This window comes from Abyssisolibacter sp. ZYX002, assembly GCF_056892235.1.
On record NZ_JARMXH010000001.1, the window covers coordinates 1,049,491 to 1,072,243 of the forward strand.

General features: G+C 30.6%; 20 protein-coding genes and 1 CRISPR repeat array. All 20 genes read right to left on the reverse strand.

Going from position 1 to position 22,753, the window contains the following annotated elements; genetic code table 11:
• Window positions 1-8: 8 nt before the first annotated feature.
• The 20 genes from cas5b to P3X86_RS04840 all read right to left on the reverse strand — a co-directional run bounded on the left by cas5b (window position 9) and on the right by P3X86_RS04840 (window position 22,752).
• Complete coding sequence (cas5b, locus tag P3X86_RS04745; protein ID WP_483291741.1) at window positions 9-746, reverse strand: type I-B CRISPR-associated protein Cas5b; 738 nt, start codon at window positions 744-746, stop codon at window positions 9-11.
• A gap of 6 nt (window positions 747-752) precedes the next feature.
• Window positions 753-1,682: a type I CRISPR-associated protein Cas7 gene (locus P3X86_RS04750; RefSeq protein WP_483291480.1), complete on the reverse strand. Its 930-nt coding sequence runs from the start codon at window positions 1,680-1,682 to the stop codon at window positions 753-755.
• On the reverse strand, window positions 1,666-3,414 hold the full coding sequence (locus P3X86_RS04755) for a hypothetical protein (RefSeq protein ID WP_483291481.1): 1,749 nt from the start codon (window positions 3,412-3,414) through the stop codon (window positions 1,666-1,668). The genes P3X86_RS04750 and P3X86_RS04755 overlap by 17 nt, the downstream gene beginning before the upstream one ends.
• Before the next feature lie 5 nt (window positions 3,415-3,419).
• Window positions 3,420-4,118, reverse strand: coding sequence for a hypothetical protein (locus tag P3X86_RS04760; protein WP_483291482.1), 699 nt, complete (start codon window positions 4,116-4,118; stop codon window positions 3,420-3,422).
• Window positions 4,119-4,217: 99 nt separating this feature from the next.
• Window positions 4,218-5,168, reverse strand: coding sequence for a helix-turn-helix transcriptional regulator (locus P3X86_RS04765; RefSeq protein WP_483291483.1), 951 nt, complete (start codon window positions 5,166-5,168; stop codon window positions 4,218-4,220).
• A gap of 150 nt (window positions 5,169-5,318) precedes the next feature.
• A CRISPR array of direct repeats spans window positions 5,319-9,107; the repeat unit is 30 nt; unit sequence ATTTCAATACATCCAATGTTCTGGTTAAAC.
• Between the two features lie 473 nt (window positions 9,108-9,580).
• The gene (locus P3X86_RS04770) at window positions 9,581-10,216 is read right to left on the reverse strand and encodes a class I SAM-dependent methyltransferase (RefSeq protein WP_483291484.1); all 636 of its coding nucleotides are present in this window, start codon (window positions 10,214-10,216) and stop codon (window positions 9,581-9,583) included.
• A gap of 746 nt (window positions 10,217-10,962) precedes the next feature.
• A complete protein-coding gene (locus P3X86_RS04775; protein ID WP_483291485.1) occupies window positions 10,963-11,646 on the reverse strand; it encodes a hypothetical protein in 684 nt (227 codons plus the stop codon).
• 314 nt (window positions 11,647-11,960) lie between these two features.
• Window positions 11,961-12,836, reverse strand: coding sequence for a PAS domain S-box protein (locus P3X86_RS04780; RefSeq protein ID WP_483291486.1), 876 nt, complete (start codon window positions 12,834-12,836; stop codon window positions 11,961-11,963).
• A 117-nt stretch (window positions 12,837-12,953) separates the two neighbouring features.
• A complete protein-coding gene (locus P3X86_RS04785; protein ID WP_483291487.1) occupies window positions 12,954-13,472 on the reverse strand; it encodes a hypothetical protein in 519 nt (172 codons plus the stop codon).
• Window positions 13,465-14,184 carry a permease prefix domain 1-containing protein gene (locus P3X86_RS04790; RefSeq protein WP_483291488.1) on the reverse strand — a complete coding sequence of 240 codons (720 nt, stop codon included), beginning with the start codon at window positions 14,182-14,184 and terminating at the stop codon, window positions 13,465-13,467. The genes P3X86_RS04785 and P3X86_RS04790 overlap by 8 nt, the downstream gene beginning before the upstream one ends.
• Window positions 14,171-14,515 (reverse strand): PadR family transcriptional regulator, encoded by a 345-nt coding sequence (locus P3X86_RS04795; protein ID WP_483291489.1) that lies wholly within the window; start codon window positions 14,513-14,515, stop codon window positions 14,171-14,173. The genes P3X86_RS04790 and P3X86_RS04795 overlap by 14 nt, the downstream gene beginning before the upstream one ends.
• 130 nt (window positions 14,516-14,645) lie before the next feature.
• Entirely contained in the window at window positions 14,646-15,464 is an 819-nt protein-coding gene (locus P3X86_RS04800) for a hypothetical protein (protein WP_483291490.1), read from the reverse strand.
• Between the two features lie 28 nt (window positions 15,465-15,492).
• On the reverse strand, window positions 15,493-16,350 hold the full coding sequence (locus P3X86_RS04805; RefSeq protein ID WP_483291491.1) for a phosphatase PAP2 family protein: 858 nt from the start codon (window positions 16,348-16,350) through the stop codon (window positions 15,493-15,495).
• Window positions 16,351-16,500: 150 nt separating this feature from the next.
• Complete coding sequence (gene pyrE / locus P3X86_RS04810; protein ID WP_483291492.1) at window positions 16,501-17,079, reverse strand: orotate phosphoribosyltransferase; 579 nt, start codon at window positions 17,077-17,079, stop codon at window positions 16,501-16,503.
• Between the two features lie 13 nt (window positions 17,080-17,092).
• Window positions 17,093-18,010, reverse strand: a complete 918-nt coding sequence (locus P3X86_RS04815; RefSeq protein WP_483291493.1) for a dihydroorotate dehydrogenase — start codon at window positions 18,008-18,010, stop codon at window positions 17,093-17,095.
• Window positions 18,010-18,768 carry a dihydroorotate dehydrogenase electron transfer subunit gene (locus P3X86_RS04820; RefSeq protein ID WP_483291494.1) on the reverse strand — a complete coding sequence of 253 codons (759 nt, stop codon included), beginning with the start codon at window positions 18,766-18,768 and terminating at the stop codon, window positions 18,010-18,012. The genes P3X86_RS04815 and P3X86_RS04820 overlap by 1 nt, the downstream gene beginning before the upstream one ends.
• A gap of 10 nt (window positions 18,769-18,778) precedes the next feature.
• The gene (pyrF, locus tag P3X86_RS04825; protein WP_483291495.1) at window positions 18,779-19,687 is read right to left on the reverse strand and encodes an orotidine-5'-phosphate decarboxylase; all 909 of its coding nucleotides are present in this window, start codon (window positions 19,685-19,687) and stop codon (window positions 18,779-18,781) included.
• 2 nt (window positions 19,688-19,689) lie between these two features.
• A complete protein-coding gene (locus P3X86_RS04830; protein ID WP_483291496.1) occupies window positions 19,690-20,961 on the reverse strand; it encodes a dihydroorotase in 1,272 nt (423 codons plus the stop codon).
• Window positions 20,962-21,191: 230 nt separating this feature from the next.
• Window positions 21,192-21,728: a bifunctional pyr operon transcriptional regulator/uracil phosphoribosyltransferase PyrR gene (gene pyrR, locus P3X86_RS04835; protein ID WP_483291497.1), complete on the reverse strand. Its 537-nt coding sequence runs from the start codon at window positions 21,726-21,728 to the stop codon at window positions 21,192-21,194.
• Window positions 21,729-21,834: 106 nt separating this feature from the next.
• Complete coding sequence (locus P3X86_RS04840; RefSeq protein ID WP_483291498.1) at window positions 21,835-22,752, reverse strand: RluA family pseudouridine synthase; 918 nt, start codon at window positions 22,750-22,752, stop codon at window positions 21,835-21,837.
• Between the last annotated feature and the right edge of the window lies 1 nt (window position 22,753).

Genomic DNA, 22,753 nt, shown 5'->3' on the forward strand with positions numbered 1-22,753 from the left:
ATCTAAGTTTATAGCAAAGCTATGTTCATATTTTCATGTCTTATCACACTTATATGTGCGTCATCTACGCATCTATTAGTAAATCCTATCTCTCTAAACTCATACATATTGTTTATCTTTGCTAGACTAAAGGGAAAATAGTCTTTGAATAAAAAGGGTGTATCTCCATCTACATATGCATAATCACCAAGCTCTATATCATCACAGTAAAACAAGCTGTCGATTTTCTTAAAGTCAGATATTTCACTACAATCCATAACCTTGACATCTTCAATTATTGCATAGTGGTCGTTTTTGCCTAAGTATGGAACAAACTCTGATAGTGAATTTGACACATAGTCTACTATCTTGTTTGACATATCCTCATCCATACTATCCAAATCAATATATATATCCCAATACACATCCTCGAGCCATTGTTCTCTAACTATCAAATTGCAAGGCATCTTGTTAGCATCTATATTAGCATATCCAACAGAGTTGTTAAACGATATAATCTTTTTACTAAAATATCCTCTGTTAGTCATAGGTGGAACTATACCTACCTTTATATCTTTTAACCTCTCATAAAACTCAGGATACACTTCATCTTTTTTTTGCTGTGCATAACCTTTAAGCCCTGTTATCGCACCCAAGATTCCCATAATCGCTACCTTATGAATGTGATTATAACTATAATACGCATAAGAATTTACATCTGGCTTTTTGAAATGTGCTGTCTTCCCTGATACCCTAAATTTCAGCACTCTCAACTATATCACTTCTCTCGTATAAATATTATAAATTTCTACATTTTCTAATCCAATACACTCAAGATTATATGCATCTATATATACTTCAATCTTCTCAATATTTTCAAGTATTTTAGGACTAAGTAGTTTACTGAGTTTAGTGCAATCTAGTATTTTTTTATCTTCACCTTTATTAAACTCAACAAATCTATCTAACGTAGGCAGTGATAGTTTAACGTTTTCCTTAAGGGCAATAAATATAGCATACTCATTATCACAACCAAATTTGCTGTTTGTAGCAAACGCTGTAGCACCTCTTAATACTCCATCCTTGAATTTTTCGTATGCCTTTTGTGTATATCCTTCAAATCCTTCTATCACATCTATATATTCATCATATGCATAAGGATTAACTGTAAACGGATAACAATAATGTGCCTCATCTACGATTATTTTTGTACCTAATGATGACGCTTCTGCATTATCATTCTTAGCATTTCTAAAAGGTGAAAGTATATCTTGAACTTCTACCCTAGTATCGTCATATTTGTTCATACCTTGCCCTATCTGAACAGCTCCTGTGATAGATATGTTTTGCTTTTGCTCTGCAAATGTAGCCCCGAAATTCATCACATCTATTGCATCAAATAGATTTTTCATAACATCACATGTTTTTGTCTTGTTATCAATCTTTGTATCAAATACAAATTCATATCTTTCCTTTAACGATCTTGGTTGTACTTTTTCTTTTTCTTGTTTGTACGATTTAAAATATAGTACTTTTTCTCCATCATTGTTCCATTGGTATTTGATAGGGTATTTGAAAGCTTTATCACTACCAAATATTATATTTTTAGATGTGGTCTTAGGTCTACCTGTAAAATCAGCATTCCAGTTCGACATATTTGCTCTAATACCAGCTACTCCATATACTCTATTGTTCATTTTCATTTACAACATCCCCCTTTTTCTCATAAAAAATATTGTCCCCTAGATATCCAGCTAAGAATATATCTTCGTTTATCTTCTGTGCCTTATCATAAGCAAGAACCATAGATAAAGCTTTGTTAAACTTCTTGTAGTTCAAACTTACAGCGTGAGCATATCTTTTAAACCAATATTTTAGTTCATCATTTATACCAGCTACAGCTTGTATATTTATCATCCTCTCTATCACATCATGGTTTTTATTAGCAGACACTGATTGATTTATCAAATAATATGCAATCTGTCCTGCTACAAAAGAATATTGGTCTATATCTATCAAATCATGTGTATAAGGTTCATTGATATAGTCAACAGTACACTCTCTCAACTCTTTAATCTTTTTCACTACAACTTCTCCCCCTATTCCTAAAAATTTCTTCAATGCTACATAAACATTCAGTGCATTTTTACCCTTTTTTAAACTTATACTTATATTTTCTAACACTAACTGCAAGTAATACTTTCTCACTGCTTCTTTAAAACTAACAACATCGTTTTTATAGACAAAGTCAAAAGCTGACTGTTTAGTCAATATCAGCAGATTACAAAACCTTTTACTATCCCACTTGGAGGGTTTGATATCACTTAGCTTTCTTTTAAAATAGTATATAAGTCTTTTGTTGTACAATCCTTCATCTAATGCTTTTAATAAACTCTTTGCATCATTCCCATTATAGTTTGTATAATCAAATAACAAATTCATCTTTTTATCTTTATCATAGTATTTTGCACCTATAAAGTTCTGGACAAAGAAATCACTGCGGAATTTAAAAGCTGGTATTATATCAAAATCTTGTATTTCTATGATGTCATGATTATTAGAAAAAAACATGTAGTACTTATCTTCATCATCTTTTATGTCTCTATCCTCTAATGGCACTTTGTAATCATAGTCATAAGCTTTAAAATTATCTCCCAACTTATTAGATTTAAGCCACTTTGAGTATTTGAACAATATTACCGCATCTTTTGCATTTATTCTAAATGGTACATTGAACCTTGTAGTCTTATGTTTTAAGAAAGTCTTTTTATTGTCTAATGCCATATTCATACTAGAGAGTCCATATAAATCTCTATCTAGCTTAATATTAAAATCATTCTTCAAAAACACATTAGCAGTCAAATATCTATTAAGCTCTTGAACATACAAGTCCCAATCATTAAAATCAAAGAATATCTTTATATAATTGTCAAAGTCGTCCACACATCCATCGATTGAGTTTTTGATTATATCAAATTTTTGTAAAATAAACTCTCTACAAATCTGATACTTGTCTTCATCTAACTTTTTACCTAGTTCCTTGTCCATATCTTCATTGTTATATTTTGACCCTCTTAATACATCGTAGTATTCTGTTAGTTTTTGTTTAATCACATCTATAGAAAGTGGCTGTTTGTTCTTTACAGTACATATAGTTTCTTTTTTAATAAATATAGACATATAATTTGAACTATGTATTTTCTTATCTTTAATGCTTTTATTTGTATTGATTATCGATGAATAAAAATCTGCCTTCCTAAACCATTTGTACTGATTATTTATTGGAGAATCCTTCTTTATGATAGCTGTCTCTATTTCTTGATTTGTGTATATTTTGATATACAGCCCTTCTTTAAGCTTATGATTTTCGATAACTAAATCATCTCCCCTTATTTCATAAGCTTTTTTAAATGTATCTAATAAACTACTTATCAATCATTTCACCTCCCCTTTACTACATTGCAAAATCCAGCTCCCACAGATGATGTTTTTTCTAGTAATCCACATGTTAGTGCTATATAAGCTAGTTTTTGAGATATATCATCTTGCTTAAATCTAAGCAAAAACTTATTCCCTAGTACCATACCTTCCTTATACTGCATAACTATAGCTTTATGATTCTTCTGCTCTAGATACTCTATAGGGCTTTCTTTAAGTTCATTTATATCATCAAATATCATTTTAGCTTTTCTGTGCAGATTGTTGTCCATCATTTCCCACAGACTATCAAGCCCATCATCTTTAGTCCAGTTCATTTTGTTCACAGTAGCTATCGTAGGCGTAACAGTACTCATCTGGTCTACATTGTAGAACTTTTTATCTCTAATCTCTACCCCTAAAGGGTTAAACTCATCTGTTTTTACAAAAGCTATAGTCCTTTTTAGTTCCATTGCTATTTTTTCAATTGGTGTCCTTATCCTAAAAACATACACCTTACCTTTTTGATAAACTTTACTTTTCTCAAAAGGATATAGATAATCAAAACAATAAAGTTTTGGTAGCTTTTTTATATGTAAGTCTCTGAGATACTCACTCTTAGTCATACAATAGTTTATATGTCTAGCAAGCGTATGTCCTATACTTCTAAATGGTATGTCGTTTTTTACATACACCGTTGTTTTGATTTCATAATAGTTCATGTTTTTCATCTCCCTTGTGGTTAAACTATAAAACTTTACTTCTTTCAATATTTCCAGTTCAAATATAATTATATCGTATACATAGGAACTATTTATGCCCTATTTATACATTTTTTTCATTTCTTTGATTTCTTCTATGATTTCATTTCTCAAACTAATTGGTTCTAATACACTTACATCTGCTCCCATACTCATAATCCAAGACTTAATTTCTGGTTTTCCTTTCATAGTAGCTGTAAATATAATGCCACCATCATCAATTTCTTCAATAGTTTGATTTTCTATAAAAACAGTCTCTTTGATATATACACTTCTAGGGCTTTTTATCTTCAATTTGATATCTATAGGTTCATCTTTGAAGATACCAAAACACCCTTTAATGAACTCTTTAAAATCAAAATCCTTTTGCTGGTAGCACTCATCGCACAGGTTTACTTCTTCGATTCTAACAGTCTTAAAATCTCTAAATTCATTGTTGTTTTCACAAAATGCTGCCATATACCAAAATCCATCATAACTATATGCATAATATGGATGCACTATCCTATATGAAACCACCCCTTTATTTACAGAATAGTATTTCATGTTTATTTTTTTATGTTCTCTAATAGCTTTTTGTATCTTTATAACTTTTTCTTTTTCATTTTTCACATTTGTATTTATACCATTATTCAAATACCCCATAAATATATTGCTTTTACACATCTGTTTTTTATTTCTTATCTTTTCAACAGCTAAATCATACTCTTTTTCTAGATGAAATCCATTTTGCTCTTTGAGAAAAACTTTTCCAGCATCAAGTGCCATTATTTCGTTATCATCCAAGCCAAAGTCACACAAAAAACTATCACTTAAAAGCTGATATCCCCTCTTACCTCTGCTATGATCTATATATATACCATCACCACTATCAAGTTCTTTAATCAAATCTTTAACATATCTTTCACTAACTCCAACCAAATCAGCTAGCTCTCTACCTGTTAACCTCCCATAATATTTCAAATTCTCAAGAACTTTGATACAATAATACACTTTACCTATTCCAATCACCTCTTATTTTTCCAATTTGAGTCATAATATGACTTCGACGCTAGCAATAAAATCTCCTTGTTTTATTTGTTCATATTAAAAACACCTCAAGTTTTTGAAGTGTTTTGTTAATTGTATTGATATTTTTATTTTGTTGGATAATGTTTGGGTTTTTGATTATATTTAATGTTCTGGTTAAACATTAGTAACAATAAAAGACGATATAGTAACAGCTCAATTTCAATACATCCAATGTTCTGGTTAAACTTAACAAGAGACAACAACGTTGTGTTTAAACTAGAATTTCAATACATCCAATGTTCTGGTTAAACGGATATGACGTTTACTCCTACTTGGCAAACATCTACAATTTCAATACATCCAATGTTCTGGTTAAACTGAATTGCTCAAGGAGGAAATATTTAGATTAGTGACATTTCAATACATCCAATGTTCTGGTTAAACTTGAAAGAGGTATTATATTTAAGGAATCATTAAGAACATTTCAATACATCCAATGTTCTGGTTAAACACCCAGCCATAAGCTACCCACCACAAACCAACTGTATTTCAATACATCCAATGTTCTGGTTAAACCAAATTACTATAGATGATAGACATATTCCAAATACATTTCAATACATCCAATGTTCTGGTTAAACGAAAAAGCTTTATTTAGCACTACTGGCAGACATGTATTTCAATACATCCAATGTTCTGGTTAAACAATTGTCCCTATACTATTTTAGGGATAAATAGAAAATTTCAATACATCCAATGTTCTGGTTAAACACTCCCTGTTTTGAAAGTACAATTTTCTTTTGTTTATTTCAATACATCCAATGTTCTGGTTAAACGAATACAAAGAACACATAGACCTAGAAGAAAGGATATTTCAATACATCCAATGTTCTGGTTAAACTATATAAAGAAGATTTCATCTCTGAGTCATGGGGATTTCAATACATCCAATGTTCTGGTTAAACCAAAGTAACAACTTTTTAAAAGATTATGAAACCATATTTCAATACATCCAATGTTCTGGTTAAACTTGCGCCTCTTTCCTAGTCATTTGACCCAAATTATAATTTCAATACATCCAATGTTCTGGTTAAACGAATTAAGACATTCTTTTGAAACAATCAAACAACATTTCAATACATCCAATGTTCTGGTTAAACGAGATTTCGAATTAAAGCTTCATTAAGAAAAATAGAATTGACCTTTATATGGGATTTCAATACATCCAATGTTCTGGTTAAACAAATAGAGACACAAGGACCACATATAAAACATTTATAATTTCAATACATCCAATGTTCTGGTTAAACCAAAGCATCAACAGCCCTGTGCAATCATTTGCTTCATTTCAATACATCCAATGTTCTGGTTAAACCTAATCTGATTCAAGAAAATACAAAAATGCGCAAACATTTCAATACATCCAATGTTCTAGTTAAACGTATTACGATTCATGAGACAGGTAGCACAGGATTATTATTTCAATACATCCAATGTTCTGGTTAAACTTAGCTATAATTTCATAAGTTTGTTTTCCTACCCCTATTTCAATACATCCAATGTTCTGGTTAAACCCATTTCAAAGGTGGTAATACATTCAACATATTGTATTTCAATACATCCAATGTTCTGGTTAAACATGTTTAGCTATGGTAAAGAATCGGAAGAATTAAAATTTCAATACATCCAATGTTCTGGTTAAACGCTATTACTCTTGTGCTTTTTTCATTATTGGAAGTAAATTTCAATACATCCAATGTTCTGGTTAAACATACCAAAGGTAAGAGAAACATTACAGCAATTCAGATTTCAATACATCCAATGTTCTGGTTAAACTTAATAATATCTCTTGCGTATAAATAAGGCTCTAAGATTTCAATACATCCAATGTTCTGGTTAAACTGTGAAGACCGATATGTAGGATGTCATTCTAAGTGATTTCAATACATCCAATGTTCTGGTTAAACAAGAAGATGCATTAATAGAATTGTTGGACCCTGAAGAATTTCAATACATCCAATGTTCTGGTTAAACCAATATCCCTGTTAGCATTGAGGACTTTTCTTTTGGATTTCAATACATCCAATGTTCTGGTTAAACGGTGATGGTACTGTATGGATTCCTGTATCAACATTATTTCAATACATCCAATGTTCTGGTTAAACTGATACCAAGCTTAGTAATGAAAGGGAAGTATCTTAGATTTCAATACATCCAATGTTCTGGTTAAACGAATTTCCAAGATATCTGTATCTATTACCCAGAAATATTTCAATACATCCAATGTTCTGGTTAAACTTGCTATAAAAAACATTGTAATTTTATGTTTCACGATTTCAATACATCCAATGTTCTGGTTAAACATAACCCAACTAGACCCTTTAGATTATAATATACCATTTCAATACATCCAATGTTCTGGTTAAACGTTCTCTTGTAATATTTATAAATTTGTTATTATCAACATTTCAATACATCCAATGTTCTGGTTAAACTAGTGTGGATAAGTATTAGTATAATGTGGATAAGTTATTTCAATACATCCAATGTTCTGGTTAAACCAATAATAGGAATAGTAAATGTAGCAGGATTTAAATTTCAATACATCCAATGTTCTGGTTAAACGGTTCACCGCCACTTAGAACTATCGTCTCTAATCCTATTTCAATACATCCAATGTTCTGGTTAAACGATAGGAGATTTAGAAAAACTAACAGGGGTTAAATAATTTCAATACATCCAATGTTCTGGTTAAACAAAATAGACTCCCACGAGACAGACATAAAATGGAATTTCAATACATCCAATGTTCTGGTTAAACTATACAATTAGAATTTAAAATAATAAGTTTATTAAAATTTCAATACATCCAATGTTCTGGTTAAACTTGTTCGCTAGAATTAACTTTAGGAAATTCAGACAAATTTCAATACATCCAATGTTCTGGTTAAACCCAAAAACTTGAATTAATGAAACAAAAGTTTGAGTTATTTCAATACATCCAATGTTCTGGTTAAACGGAGATAAAAAGAATGGAAATAATTCAAAACTTTTTATTTCAATACATCCAATGTTCTGGTTAAACAAAGAAGAGTTTATAAATAGATGTCAAAATAGAATAATTTCAATACATCCAATGTTCTGGTTAAACCAATGGTAAAACAAATTGTCCTAGCTTAGATAATAAATTTCAATACATCCAATGTTCTGGTTAAACAAATAGAGACACAGGGAACACATATAAAACATTTGTAATTTCAATACATCCAATGTTCTGGTTAAACGCTATATCATCTACAGGCACAGTTACATTATTTAAATTTCAATACATCCAATGTTCTGGTTAAACAAAGGTACCCAACCTTTTTTTAATCCCTTCATTCAAATTTCAATACATCCAATGTTCTGGTTAAACCCTCCATATTCCCACAAATAACCATAAGCTGATTTAATTTCAATACATCCAATGTTCTGGTTAAACTCTAGGGCTTCTCTATACTCTTGCTGATCCTTGCGATTTCAATACATCCAATGTTCTGGTTAAACAGTACGATCATATATTTGGAGATGCTATATTATGTAATTTCAATACATCCAATGTTCTGGTTAAACTTATATAGTGAGGAACCCTATAAAACACTAGATAAATTTCAATACATCCAATGTTCTGGTTAAAACTAATTCTAATCCCAACATTTAAACTCCTCCTTATTTATTTCAATACATCCAATGTTCTGGTTAAACTTAAAAAGTATGTGCAGAGAACATAATATATACTAATTTCAATACATCCAATGTTCTGGTTAAACCATGCTATGTGTATGCTCTCAATTTCATCTACTTCATTTCAATACATCCAATGTTCTGGTTAAACGCTAATCATACAATACCAAAGCTATGGGATGTCAAATTTCAATACATCCAATGTTCTGGTTAAACCAACCTAAAATACACATTCTTTATTTTGCTAAAGAGCCTTTTAATCCACTTATACTCACATTTATATCATTTTCGTACACATGAGTGATATTTTTTTATCAATGTCCATTTTCTTACCTTCCATATCTCTGATTTCAACACTTATAGCGTTTCACTTTAGCTTGGAGATGTAAATTTCTTGACATCGTCTTTTTTAGCACTTGTCTTAAATACACATTTACTTGCTGCTATAACTATGATATTTCTTAATATTTGGCTTGCATTTTTGCTTATCTCCTAATCTTTGTTAATAACTTGTCAATATCTATGCATTTTTCTAAATTTCTCTAATATTTGTATTCTATCAACTTTCTCGGTTTTTGTCAAATCCCATTCCTACTCTTTATCTTTTTTAGTCCTATTGCTTAAATAAGCATTATTTTTCCTAACTCTAAAAATTTAAATACATCCAATGTTACTGTTAAACCACTAAACTATTCAATATTCCTACCCATATACACAAATCCATTTGAACGATTTCCATTCATAGTAGTATATACAGTCGGCTCATAATACAAATCTTCAAAACTGCTACTAATTTTATCTATCCATTTAGTATCATGATGTCTTACGACTACCCCTTCTTTAAGTTCAAATGTACCATAGTTTTCATATTTCTCACTAAACTTCTGATACCTTGAAACATTTCTCTCATCTTCATTTAACAGAAAATCATTGATATAGATTACACCATTAGGTTTTAATACACGCTTTATTTCTTCTATAACCTTGATTTGCTCAATATCATCAGGTATACATGTCAGCACTGCAATTAACACAACTGCATCAAAACTATCATCTTCATATGGCAGTCTTCCACTCTCTATAATTTCAAATTTGAATGTACCCCATAATGAGCGTCCTCTCTTAATCATTTGTTCAGAAAAATCTACTCCAATCATATGTGTATATCCTGCTTCAGATAATTGGTTTAAAGTTCTCCCATAACCACAACCATAATCCAATATCCTATTATCAATATGAACATATTGTTTAAAAACATTCATTCTAAAACCCGTTGTAAACTCTTTGTCATAAGCTACTTTGTCCCAATAGTGTTTTTGCTCCATTCATGATTCCCCCAAATAATTTTATTCTATTATATCACACGAGTACAATAATTTAACACTAGATTTATAATAAGATAACATAAAAACACCCACGTTTTAACTGGTAAGTAACCTACCAGCAAACTGGGTATTTTATCGTATATTATTTAATGATCAAAAGGAAATTTTGATAATATGTTGTATATCAATCTACTAGTGCTTAGGGTAAGTAATATAGCTAATGATTAGTTGGAATATCTATGAATAGTTGAATATACTTATAAGCAGAACTAAATAAAGTAATAAAAAAAGCTAAACATAGTGGGTTATAAAATTTCTTTATCAGTTTTTTCATTATCCTCCACCTCCTCATTAAATTTATCCATAGCTAACTTGCTCAAATCATTATTTCACCTACAATATTTGTAAACACCCTCAATTTACTGTTAAAATAAAACAGCAAACAAGGGTGCTTATTTCAATGATTTAAAAAAAATTCTGATGATAAGGAAAATATATATTTACCAGCACTTATTGTAAGTAGCATGACTAATGATAAATGTAGGCTTTTATAAAATTGATTAATTAATCTTTTCATTGTCTTCAACTTCCTCGTAATATCACTTAAAGTAATTACTAAAAGAGTAAAAAGACTTATATTTTATTAATGATCAAAAGGAAATTCTGATAATATGGTAACTATATATCTACTAGTACTAAGTGTAAATAACATAACTAATGAAAGTAAAGGATTTTTATATACTTTATTAAATAGTCTTCTCATTATCATTCACCTCCTTATAATAATTATTTATAGCTTTATCTAAGTATTTTCTAATATTTGAGTTATCTGTTATTACTATCAGTGACTCAAAATTTTCTTTTAATTCCATAGCCTTTGTGGTTTCTCCTAAGTATAGCAAATTCATTATTTTTATCATTGTAATCTTGTAAAACAAAAAATTAAACAGTTTGTACTTCTGTGCAACTTCTATTGTCTTTTCGCAATAATCTAGAGACTTCACATAATCTTTAAATTCATAATAACCATTTCCAATATTGCCTAGTATCTTCACTATTAAATCAATATTAGAAAGTATGTGTAAGTTTAATACTAATTCTTCCTTGTTTTTTATGAAGTTATGCTTGTCCTCATTTTCTACGTAAAATACCATAAGAGAATTCACTATCCTAAAATGTATTTCATTTTCTAATTTAGCAGGTTTAATTTTTTCTAGTAGCTTGATTGCTGTTTCTTTCTTTTTGCAAGAATAAAATTCTGCTAGTGCCTTAACCCATTCATGGAATAATTGGTCTCCGTCTTCACCTCTTTTCATTATTTGTGATGATAATAGAAAAGCTTCTTCGTATTTGTAACTCTGGATAAGATTGAAAACTTCTTGTATGTTCAATACATTGCTGTCACTTAAATTTGACAAATTAGTTTTCAAATTAGTCACTCCCTGTGATATTATTGGTTGTCTTTATTATATCATGGTTAATATTATTTGTAAATATATTAATTTTTTAGAAAATTTTGTAGATTAATGGAGTTTTAGTTATAATTTTTATTACCTAAAAGGTAATTATTAAAAAGTTAATTTGACTTTCGACCATATACATCACATAATACACTATATAGCTAATTTGTTCATGATATTTGTATATCTATTAATAAATATACAATAGAAATGTGTCACAATATCTTTATTTCCTAGAAAATAAGAGCTGGTCTTCTCAACCAGCTCTTATTTGTTATGAATATTTAATTATCTTTTTTACATAATTCAGTGCATAAATCTGTATCGTATAAATCTAGTAAGTTCCTATTGATTACAGTGACATTATTCAAAATCTTCATGAGTTTATCTCTTTCATTTTCATCAATGATAAATCTTACTCCATACTCATACTTACCTTTCACTTTACCAAAACGTACTATATCTCCTCTTAGATTTAGTAGTTCACCTAATAATTTAAATTCAAACAATATTTCGTATTCCTCATATTCTGGTAAGCGTTCGTTTGAAATAAAACATAATCCTCCTGCACTGATATTTGTTATGCATACATTTGTAGGAGAAAACCCCATAACTGAATCTTTCATATTTTGCTGTAAATGTATCTTAGCACAAATACTTTGACGTAATGCTACTCTGTAATATTTACGATCCTTTTTAGATGCATCTTTTTTAATAGTTTGCTTTTTTACTTTCATGCAACATTCATTTTTGTCTTGATCTGATAATGGAGCTAATAAATGTTTTATCTCTTCTTCTACTTCTTCTAAGACAGTTATATCTTTCACAATATACAAAAGAAAACAATCCGAAATCCTAGACAGAGTTGTCGATCCCCAGAACATAGTTCCATCTTTCCTTATATACCTCTTTTGATATGTAATCCTCGGAATCTCTTTGTTTAATATTTTTTGGCTACTTTTAAGTGTTTTAATCAAATCATCTGAATGTGTAATATCAGCTAATGTTAGCCTGTTTATCTCATCTTCGCTGTATTTAAAATATTCTTTCAAGGTGTCATTCATTGTATAAAAACAATTATTGAGATTTTTTATGTTCAGGATAGCTACTCCTACAGAATCAGATTTTAACAACTCTTTTAGCTTTAATAGAGTATCCATGTTATTCACCTCACAATAATAGTTTGATTGCCAAAGTAATTTTCGTCAATATTGTACCATAATATTGTTAAATTGACAAGTTATACTGCAAAGCTTTTTTGTTCACTATCAAATACTCTAATACTCGGATTCATATATTATATTATCGCTTGAATCTCGTGCTATTATTTTTTTCATGTTTACAGCTTCCCAATTAATTAGAAATAGATTATTGTAAAACTTTGTTTCTGTCAAAGTAGTTCCATCAGTAAGATGAACTTCTATTTTCTTTATTCTTGCATCGTTAATTGCTCCATATACGATTCTTCTACTGTCATGTCTACTCCACGAAAATACAACTGATTTATCTTTTTTATTTTCTAGACCAAATGATGGACTTCCAGCTCTCCAAAAAAACAGCTTGCTTTTGAGGATTTCATCTACTGATATCCATTTGTCATATTTACATAAATAATATTTTCCATCTTTAAAATCTCTACTATGAACAATCTTTGATGGCCCGTAATGCAACCCTCTCTCTGAGTCCTCGTGAGCTTTGATAGGCGATATATACAATCCTGATCTTAAATACAACATAAGAATAATAATAGCCAAAATACTAGTATTTATAATAAGTTTTTTTGTTTGTTTATTCATAACTGCCTCCTTGCTTGGCCTTTTTGCTTATAGGGATTGTAACTATATATTTGCGATTATATTCATTGTAGCTTATTGTTAAACTAGAAGCTTTATGTGAAAAGTCTTTAATCTCTACTTGCTCCCTTTTTATATATCCACTATTTGATTGAATAAGTCGGTGAAAATATTCATTACCATTGTCATCCTTAATCTTACTTATTACATTTGTACTCCATCCAATTCCCCTTATACTTTTATCATAGTATTCATAAAATAAATTTAAAGTACCATCTTTCTTATATGCTAAATCTGTAAATTTGATAACTGTATCATCTATCGTTACCTTCTTGTCTACACTTATATGATAAACTATGTCTGATTTGGATATTCTATCGATTGGCGAAGGAGCAATAACAGGCATTAGTAGTCCTTCTAGATATATAACTATAAAAATTAACAACAATATAATTGAGTACATAGTTATTTTGCACATCCACCCTAATATAGGGTTATGTTCTTTATTAAGCTCTTTGCCTATACTGTTAGCATCTCCCATATCTTTTACTGCCATTTGCTCTGCTTCTTTTTCATCGTATCCTTGTTCTACATAATAATCTATCTTGTCCAATATGTGTGACTCTAGTTCTAACTGTATTTTTTTTCTACTAGAAGGGAATTTAACATGACTAAGAACTGTTGATATAAAACTATCCTTTTCAGACAATGGCATGTGAACCACCTCCGATTACCTTGTCCACTGTTTTTGAAAATACTCCCCATTGCTTTTTTTCTTCTGCAAGTTGTTTTTTTCCTTTCCTAGTTATTTTGTAGTACTTTCTCATCCTACCAGTCTCACCTTTGTTCATATAAGAGCTGACAAATCCTTTGTTTTCTAGTTTATGTAATACTGGATATAACGTACCCTCTTTAAAACTAAATGTATTGTCAGATTTTATTTCTAACTCTTTTATTATCTCATACCCGTATTTATCGCTTTCTTCAAGTAATGTTAATAGAAGTAGTACAGTGCTTCCACCTAATAAACCTTTGTCTATCTGCATAAAAAGTTCCTCCTTTATTTTTCTTGAATTATTACCTAGAACATCTAGGTATCATTATACATAGATGTTCTAGGTATGTCAAATATGAATTTTAGCATAAAAAGGAGTATCTCTAAATAGACACTCCTTTTTATGTTAAGATTTTATATTTTCTTTTTTTACTTAATCTCTCTGATAAGTAGCAGCTACAAATTATAAGACCTACATCTACTAGTATTCTTATAATACTAGCAACTACCTTACCTCTAAAAACAAATGGCATGAATATGACAAACACTGTCCAGTTTACTCCAAATACTATGACTCCAAACTTTATAGCATTATGAAGTATTGACTTTCTCTTCATAGTTTGACCTATCAGTATATATGCTATTCCTATACATGTCCCCATTATGAAAGTCCAAATAACTGTAAAATACGGGTATTGCTTATATCCACAGGTCATTACACCTGTATAGTAAAAAATACTTCTACCTACTAAAAATACTAATGAAAAACTAACTAAAGATATAATTTTGTTCCTAAGTAAAATAGGTTCTTTTCGCAGTTTTTTATTTTCTGAGTTTGGGATAAATCTCCCTAGTAACAATCCCATTAATATGATTGGTAGGGCATCACTTAAACCTGTAATGAATTCATTTATATAAGGATTTCCTGATAGTGATACTCCCTCTAGCATACCCCATAACCAAAGTATACCTATACCTAATCCATAGCGTACTCCACTTACAGAACTTCTAAACATACTGTACACCAACGCAATACTACCAAAAGCTATTATATACCATAGTATCAATGTAGCTGTTAGTCCTATATTTTGTACGATTATACTCCACTCTGGGTTTTTAGGTGTAGTGCTAAAGTTTGATGTTATTATGTGTAAAAGCATTGCAAACATTATACTAATCATAATGATTAAAATATACTTTAAAATATTCTTATGTCTCATTTCTCCCCCTTAAAATGATGCTTTTTACCTAACTCTTCCTACAATCACTAAGTTTTGCCTTAACAAATATAAATGGTAATACTAGTGTAACTGTTGCTCCTGTTATAAAATATCTAATATAATCAAATAACATTTCTTGTGGAAATATAGCTTTTAAATAGTATTTTGTAAAAGCTACAAATACTACACCAAGTGCAAATTTAATTATCTGTTTTGTAAGAGTTGTTTTTTCTATAAAGTCATAGTACTTAACCTCTACTAGATAACCAAGTATTGCTCCTGTATAAACTCCAAGCATTTTTGCTACATTTACATCTTTATATACAAATAATATCATATTACCGAGTAGTAATAATGTCACTTTTAAAAACGTACTTATCTCTTTACCTTTTAGTAAACCCATAATTTTTTCAAATAGTAGTACAAATATTATCGCTATAATAAATCCACCTAATACGTCTATTGGCCAATGTACTCTGAGGTAAAGTCTAGATAATCCAACTAAGAAAATAGTCGTCCAACCTATAACTTTTAAGAACTTGAGATTAAAATTTCTCATTAAGTAATACCAAAATACTGTCACAGCCTGTGTATGACCACTTGGAAAAGAATTTCCTGGAGCCGACTTGATATATACACCATTTATTCTGTCATCAAGGAACGGTCTTTGTGTATTTATTACGTCTTTTAAGAATATGTTCAGTATCTCTGAGCTTAAAACTACAAATATAACTTTTAAACCATCTCTTTTACTTATACACCAAAATATTAATGTCATTATTAAGAAATAAAATGCCTCTGATCCTAAGTTTGTTATTCCAATAAATGTTTTGTCCAGTATTTCATTTGAGTATTTTTGAAAAAATAATAGTATGTCTACTTGCATCTTCTCCTCCTATTTATAAAAATTTCAATACACTTTATTATACAATTTTTAAGCCAACAAATAAAGGGAGCTTTTATTTTATGCTCTAAAAAAGAGGGGTTGCCCCTAAAGACATCCCCCAAATGTATGTGTGTTTTATGTTTTTCAATTCTACTTAAATACTTTTCTACTTCCTGGTTTAACAACTTCTATTCCTTCTTTACATAATGGGCAATCATCACTTTCAAATGTTTCAATGTTAAATTTTATTACTGATCTTAATTCTTCTTCAAATTTTCTATTATTTGAACTTCTATCCACTACACTTCCTACCCCTACTACAACACCTTTCATTTCTTTTACTATGTCTATAACCTCTTTTACTGAACCTCCAGTTGTCACTACATCTTCTACTACTAGTACTTTATCTCCTTCGTTGATTGAAAAGCCTCTTCTAAGTGTCATTGCTCCATTTTCTCTCTCTGCAAATACATTTTTTACGTTAAGCTGTTTTGCTACTTCGTAAGCTAATATTATACCTCCTATTGCTGGTCCTATAACTACATCTATCTCTGTATCTCTAAATTTGTTTGCTAGCTCTTTTGATATAATTTGTGAGCTCTCTGGATATTGAAATAGCTTAGCACATTGTAAATATTGCTTTGAATGTTTTCCTGATGTAAGTAAAAAGTGCCCTTCTAATAATACTCCTGATTCTTTAAATATATTGATTATCTCTTCTCTTTTCATTTATACCTCTCCTTTATAATTTAATTTTTCCTATAATATCTTGTGTTGATTTATATTTATTTTCTTTTAAATACTCTTTTAGTTGGTTCGCTAACTTAACTGTTATACATGGATCTATAAAGTTTGATGTTCCTATTGCTACTCCGCTTGCTCCTACTAGCATAAACTGCAATACGTCGTCTATATCTCTTATTCCACCCATTCCTATTATTGGTATATCTACTACCTTACTTACTTCCCACACCAATCTAAGTGCTACTGGCTTTATCGCAGGCCCTGAAAGCCCACCTATCACATTACTTAGCACAGGTCTTCGTGTTTTTGTATCTACTGCCATACCTATAAGTGTATTTATTAGGCTTATACAATCAGCACCACCTTTTTGTGCGCTCACTGCTATCTCTTTTATATCTGTTACATTAGGTGATAGTTTTACTATCAATGGCTTGTCTAAACAAGCTCTTACTTCTTTTGTTATCTCATATACTACATCTTTATTTGTTCCAAAAGCTACTCCACCTTGTTTCACGTTTGGACATGATATATTCATCTCTACTGCATCACATGAAGAATCATTAATTTTACTTGCCATTTTACAATAATCCTCAATGTTGTTACCTGCTATATTTGCTATAACCTTGACATTTTTTGATTTAAGCTTTGGAAGTATATCTGATAGAAAATACTCTACCCCTGGGTTTTCAAGTCCTACACTGTTTAGCATACCACCTGCTGTCTCTGCTATCCTAGGAACTTTATTTCCCTTTCTCGGCTCCAATGTCAAACCCTTTACTACTACACCGCCTACCTCACTTATGTCTATGAAATCGTCAAATTCATATCCAAACCCAAATGTCCCTGATGCTGTAAATATTGGATTTTCAAATATTACGTCTTTTATTTTCAAGCTCATATCTATATCTTTATGCATTATATATTCACCTCACTTGCTAAGAATACTGGGCCATCTACACATACCTTTTTCATTACCCCATCTGTTGTCTCTATAGAGCAACCCACACATGCTCCAAAGCCACAGCCCATTCTCTCTTCTAGTGACAGTTGACACTTTATATCATGCTTATCTGCCAATTTCTTTACTTCGCTTAGCATTACATTTGGTCCACAGGATATTAATAAATCGTAGCTTTTTATATTCTTTTCTAGTACCTCTGTTATATATCCCTTTTCTCCTATTTTTCCTGTTACTGTTGTTATATAGACATCTTTACTATTTTTTCTGAACTCATCTTCTAGATATATATCATCATTGAATCCTATATAGGTATCTACCTGATTATTTTCTGATAATACTTTTGCTGTCTCTAGTAAAGGTGCTACTCCTATTCCTCCACCAATTATAGCTATTTTTTTGTTACCTAAAGATACATCAAACCCATTACCTAATGGACCTATCACATCTAGTTTTTCACCTTTGTTTAATCTTGCCATTAAATCTGTACCTTTTCCTACTACTTTGTAGTAGATACACAGCCTGTCATCTTTTAGTATCTCGTTTATACTTATTGGTCTTCTCAGTAGCGGATCATTAAGATCGTTTATTTTTATTTGTATAAATTGACCTGCTTTTGACTGCCCAGCTATATTTTCTGTTTTTATTATCATTTTATAAATGCCATCTATGATTTCTTTGTTTTCTACAATCTCACATAACTCTATATATTTCATCTTCGCTCACCTACCAAGCTAATTTATTGTTTATTTCTAATTCTTTGTTAATGCTATCTCTCATTTCTATTGCTGCCTCTCTTATACAAATACCAAAATCTTTTTCGCCATATTTGCTGTTTTCTTCTTTTGTATGAGCTGCTATTATGCCTCTAGATGAGTTGATTACCGCACCTAGTCCATCTTCATTAAAGCAATCGATTATATCCTTCGCTGTTCCACCTTGAGCTCCATATCCCGGTACTAATATATAGCTACTGTTCATTATCTCTCTTAACACTTTCATCTCCCTAGGGTATGTTGCTCCTACTACTGCACCCACGTTGCTATATCCGTATCTTCCTTTGTTTGCTTCTCCCCATTCATTTATATACTTTCCTACTACCATATATAGATATTTGTCGTCTACCTTTAAGTCCTGTATATCTTTTGAGCTTTTATTTGATGTCTTGTCTAATATGAAAACACCTTTTTTATCATCACAATAATTTAAGAATGGTTTAATTGAATCTATTCCTAGGTAAGGATTTAGTGTTACTGAATCGACATCTACAAATCCTCCTTCAAAGTATGCTTTAGCATAAGCTTCTGCAGTAGAGCCTATGTCTCCTCTCTTGATATCTGCAATTATTGATAATCCGTTCTGCTTTGCATACTCTATTGTCTTTATAAATGTGTTTAACCCATCAATACCATAACTTTCATAAAATGCTATCTGTGGTTTTACGCACGCTACTATGTCTTTGATATTGTCTATGATTATCTTATTGAACTCTAGTATTGCTTCACATTCACCTTTTTTTGAAGTTTCATAATTTTTTCTAATATATTTAGGTACAAAATTAATCCTTGGATCCAATCCTACTACACTATGATTTTTCTTTAAAATTATATTTTCTATCAATCTGTCTACAAACATGTTTAACTCCTCCTAAATATTATTTTTTCTTCTAATATTGTATACTCTACTATTCCTTTTAACTTTTCACCTATAAATGGTGTATTCTTGCCTTTTGATACTATTGATTCTTCTGTTATTACTTGTGTACTAGTTAAATCTACTATCACCATATTTGCTCTACTTCCTACTTCTATTAGCTCTGGCTTTAATCCTAATATTTTCCTTGGATTTATGCTCATCATATCCACTAATCTAAATATATCTATGTTTTCTTCTTCAAATTTTGTTAGTGTTAGTGGAAGTGCTAATTCTATTCCTGATATTCCAAATGGGGCTTCATATAAATCTTTTTGTTTTTCCTTGCTTGAATGTGGTGCGTGATCTGTTGCTATCGCATCTATTGTTCCATCTTTTATCCCTCTAATTATCTCAGCTACATCCTCAGCTGCTCTAAGTGGTGGATTTACTTTTGCTATTGATTTCTTCTTTAGTACTATGCTTTCATCTGCATAGAAATGATGTGGTGCTACTTCACATGTAACTTTTATACCTTTACTCTTTGCTTCTCTTATTATCTCGACTGATTCTTTGGTGCTAATATGGCATATGTGTATACTCGTATCAAGCTCTTCTGCCATCTTTATATCTCTGTGTATCATTTCATATTCTGATTTTGATGATATTCCTCTTACTCCAAGCTCTCTAGAAATTTTTCCTTCGTTTATGCAACCATTATTTACATATCTTTTGTCTTCGCTGTGGATTAATATAGGTATTTTTAGTTTGTGTTTTTCTTTTAGTGCCTCATACATCAAATCTTCATTCATTATTGGCTGTCCATCATCTGATATAGCGTATGCACCATTTTCTATTAGCTCACCAAGGTTACTAAGTACCTCTCCACTTTGACCTGTTGTGACTGCTACTGAAGGGAATATCTCTACCATACTATCTTTTTTAATTATTTCGTTTAGAGCTTTTAGTATTTCTACGCTATCTATTACTGGGTTTGTATTGGGCATAGTCAGCACTCCTGTGTATCCACCTTTTGCTGCTGCCTTTGCTCCTGTCTTTATTGTTTCTTTATATTCGTAACCTGGCTCTCTAAAATGAACATGCATATCAAATAAACCTGGAAGTATATACAACTCTTTGGCATTTATTATTTGATCTTCATTTGCTAATTCTAGTCTTTCTCCTATTTCTGTTATTATCCCGTCTTTTACTCTTATGTCTTTTTTCTCAATCTTTTTATCTTTCATATTGATATAATAACCATTTTGTATAATCATTTCATCCCTCCTGACTTTTTCTTTGCATTAAAAATGGGTCACATAATAAATATATACTAAAGGTCAATCACCTTCATATACATTATTATATAACCCATGTTTGATTATTATTTTGTTTTCTTTTATATATCTAAATTTAGACATAATAAAACCTCCTATCTTTTTTAAGGAGGGAGAATCATTCTCCCTTTTTCAGCCTCACGGGACTGTTTTAAAAGAGCTATGTTTTCTTATACTTCTTTTATTAGAACGCTATCCATATCATCTGTTTCTTTGAATTTAACGCTTACTATTTCTTTTTTTGATGTTGGTACGTTTTTACCTATATAATCTGGTCTAATCGGTAGTTCTCTATGTCCTCTATCTATTAATACTGCTAGTTGTACTTTTTTTGGTCTTCCATTATCCACTATTGCATCTAATGCTGCTCTTACTGTTCTACCTGTATAAAGCACATCATCAACTAGTACTACTATCTTGTTTGTTATATCACATTTGAGTTTATCTATTGACACTACTGGTTTTTCATCTATCTCTGATAAATCATCTCTATATAGAGTAATATCTAGTGTCTCTACTTGTACTTCTTGACCTTCTATATCTTTTATCTTATTTGCTATTCTGTTTGCTAATGGTATACCTCTAGTTTTAATTCCTATTATTATTACGTCTGTTATACCTTTGTTGTTTTCAATTATTTCATGAGATATCCTAGTTGTTGCTCTTTGTATAGCCTTCTCATCCATTATTAAAGTTTTTGTTTTCAATATTACACCTCCACAAAAGAAGCCTAACAACTATATATCATTATTACTTTGTTTAAACGATGAATGCATCAATTTACATAATGATAGCATATTATAATGCGTTTGTCTAGGCATTTTTTTTCCTTAATATATCTAGTACATGCTTAAAATAATCCGGCAGGTCACATTCAAACTCCATGTATTCTCCTGTTCTCGGATGATTAAACCCTAAAACTTTCGCATGAAGTAGTTGCCCTTCTAGCTTAAATTTTTGTTTTTTTGAGCCATACACTGGGTCTCCTACTATGGAGTGGCTTAAATAAGCCATATGTACTCTTATCTGATGTGTCCTGCCTGTTTCAAGCTGTGCTTTTACTAATGTATAGTTTTTAAATCTCTCTATTACTGTTATATGTGTTACAGCTCTCTTTGAATTTCTATCTGTCACTGCCATTCGCATCCTATCTACTGGGTGCCTTCCTATGGGTTTGTCTATATCTATTGTTTCTCTGTTTATATTGTTGTTTACTAATGCGTAATATACTCTAGTTATTGTATGCTCTTTGAGTTGCTTTGATAACTCGTTGTGAGCAAAATCATTTTTTGCTATCATGAGTAATCCCGAAGTATCTTTATCTATCCTATGAACTATTCCCGGTCTTATTACTCCGTTTATTGATGATAGATTTTTCAATCTGTAAAGCAATGCGTTTACTAATGTACCTGTTTGATGCCCACATGCTGGATGCACTACCATGCCTTGTGGCTTGTATACTACTGCTACATCGTCATCTTCATAAACTATATCTATCTCTATATCTTCAGGCAATACCTCAAGCTCTTTTGGCTCTGGCAACTCTACAATGATTGTATCTCCTGCATTTACCATGTATCTAGGCTTTTTTATTATGTTATTTACTTTTACGTTGCCATCTTTTATGAGCTTTTGTATAAACGAGCGTGATACATCTTCTAGTTTGTTTGCTAGAAAACTATCTAATCTACCGTTTTCTCCCTCTAATGCTATTATCTCAACTTGGTTCATT

What these genes read in the sequence shown, in the direction of transcription:
- P3X86_RS04750 (WP_483291480.1), bottom strand. Translation starts at nt 1,682, where the DNA reads ATGAAAATGAACAATAGAGTATATGGAGTAGCTGGTATTAGAGCAAAT.
- P3X86_RS04760 (WP_483291482.1), bottom strand. Translation starts at nt 4,118, where the DNA reads ATGAACTATTATGAAATCAAAACAACGGTGTATGTAAAAAACGACATA.
- P3X86_RS04770 (WP_483291484.1), bottom strand. Translation starts at nt 10,216, where the DNA reads ATGGAGCAAAAACACTATTGGGACAAAGTAGCTTATGACAAAGAGTTT.
- P3X86_RS04780 (WP_483291486.1), bottom strand. Translation starts at nt 12,836, where the DNA reads ATGGATACTCTATTAAAGCTAAAAGAGTTGTTAAAATCTGATTCTGTA.
- P3X86_RS04785 (WP_483291487.1), bottom strand. Translation starts at nt 13,472, where the DNA reads ATGAATAAACAAACAAAAAAACTTATTATAAATACTAGTATTTTGGCT.
- P3X86_RS04790 (WP_483291488.1), bottom strand. Translation starts at nt 14,184, where the DNA reads ATGCCATTGTCTGAAAAGGATAGTTTTATATCAACAGTTCTTAGTCAT.
- P3X86_RS04795 (WP_483291489.1), bottom strand. Translation starts at nt 14,515, where the DNA reads ATGCAGATAGACAAAGGTTTATTAGGTGGAAGCACTGTACTACTTCTA.
- P3X86_RS04800 (WP_483291490.1), bottom strand. Translation starts at nt 15,464, where the DNA reads ATGAGACATAAGAATATTTTAAAGTATATTTTAATCATTATGATTAGT.
- P3X86_RS04805 (WP_483291491.1), bottom strand. Translation starts at nt 16,350, where the DNA reads ATGCAAGTAGACATACTATTATTTTTTCAAAAATACTCAAATGAAATA.
- pyrE (WP_483291492.1), bottom strand. Translation starts at nt 17,079, where the DNA reads ATGAAAAGAGAAGAGATAATCAATATATTTAAAGAATCAGGAGTATTA.
- P3X86_RS04815 (WP_483291493.1), bottom strand. Translation starts at nt 18,010, where the DNA reads ATGCATAAAGATATAGATATGAGCTTGAAAATAAAAGACGTAATATTT.
- P3X86_RS04820 (WP_483291494.1), bottom strand. Translation starts at nt 18,768, where the DNA reads ATGAAATATATAGAGTTATGTGAGATTGTAGAAAACAAAGAAATCATA.
- pyrF (WP_483291495.1), bottom strand. Translation starts at nt 19,687, where the DNA reads ATGTTTGTAGACAGATTGATAGAAAATATAATTTTAAAGAAAAATCAT.
- P3X86_RS04830 (WP_483291496.1), bottom strand. Translation starts at nt 20,961, where the DNA reads ATGATTATACAAAATGGTTATTATATCAATATGAAAGATAAAAAGATT.
- P3X86_RS04840 (WP_483291498.1), bottom strand. Translation starts at nt 22,752, where the DNA reads ATGAACCAAGTTGAGATAATAGCATTAGAGGGAGAAAACGGTAGATTA.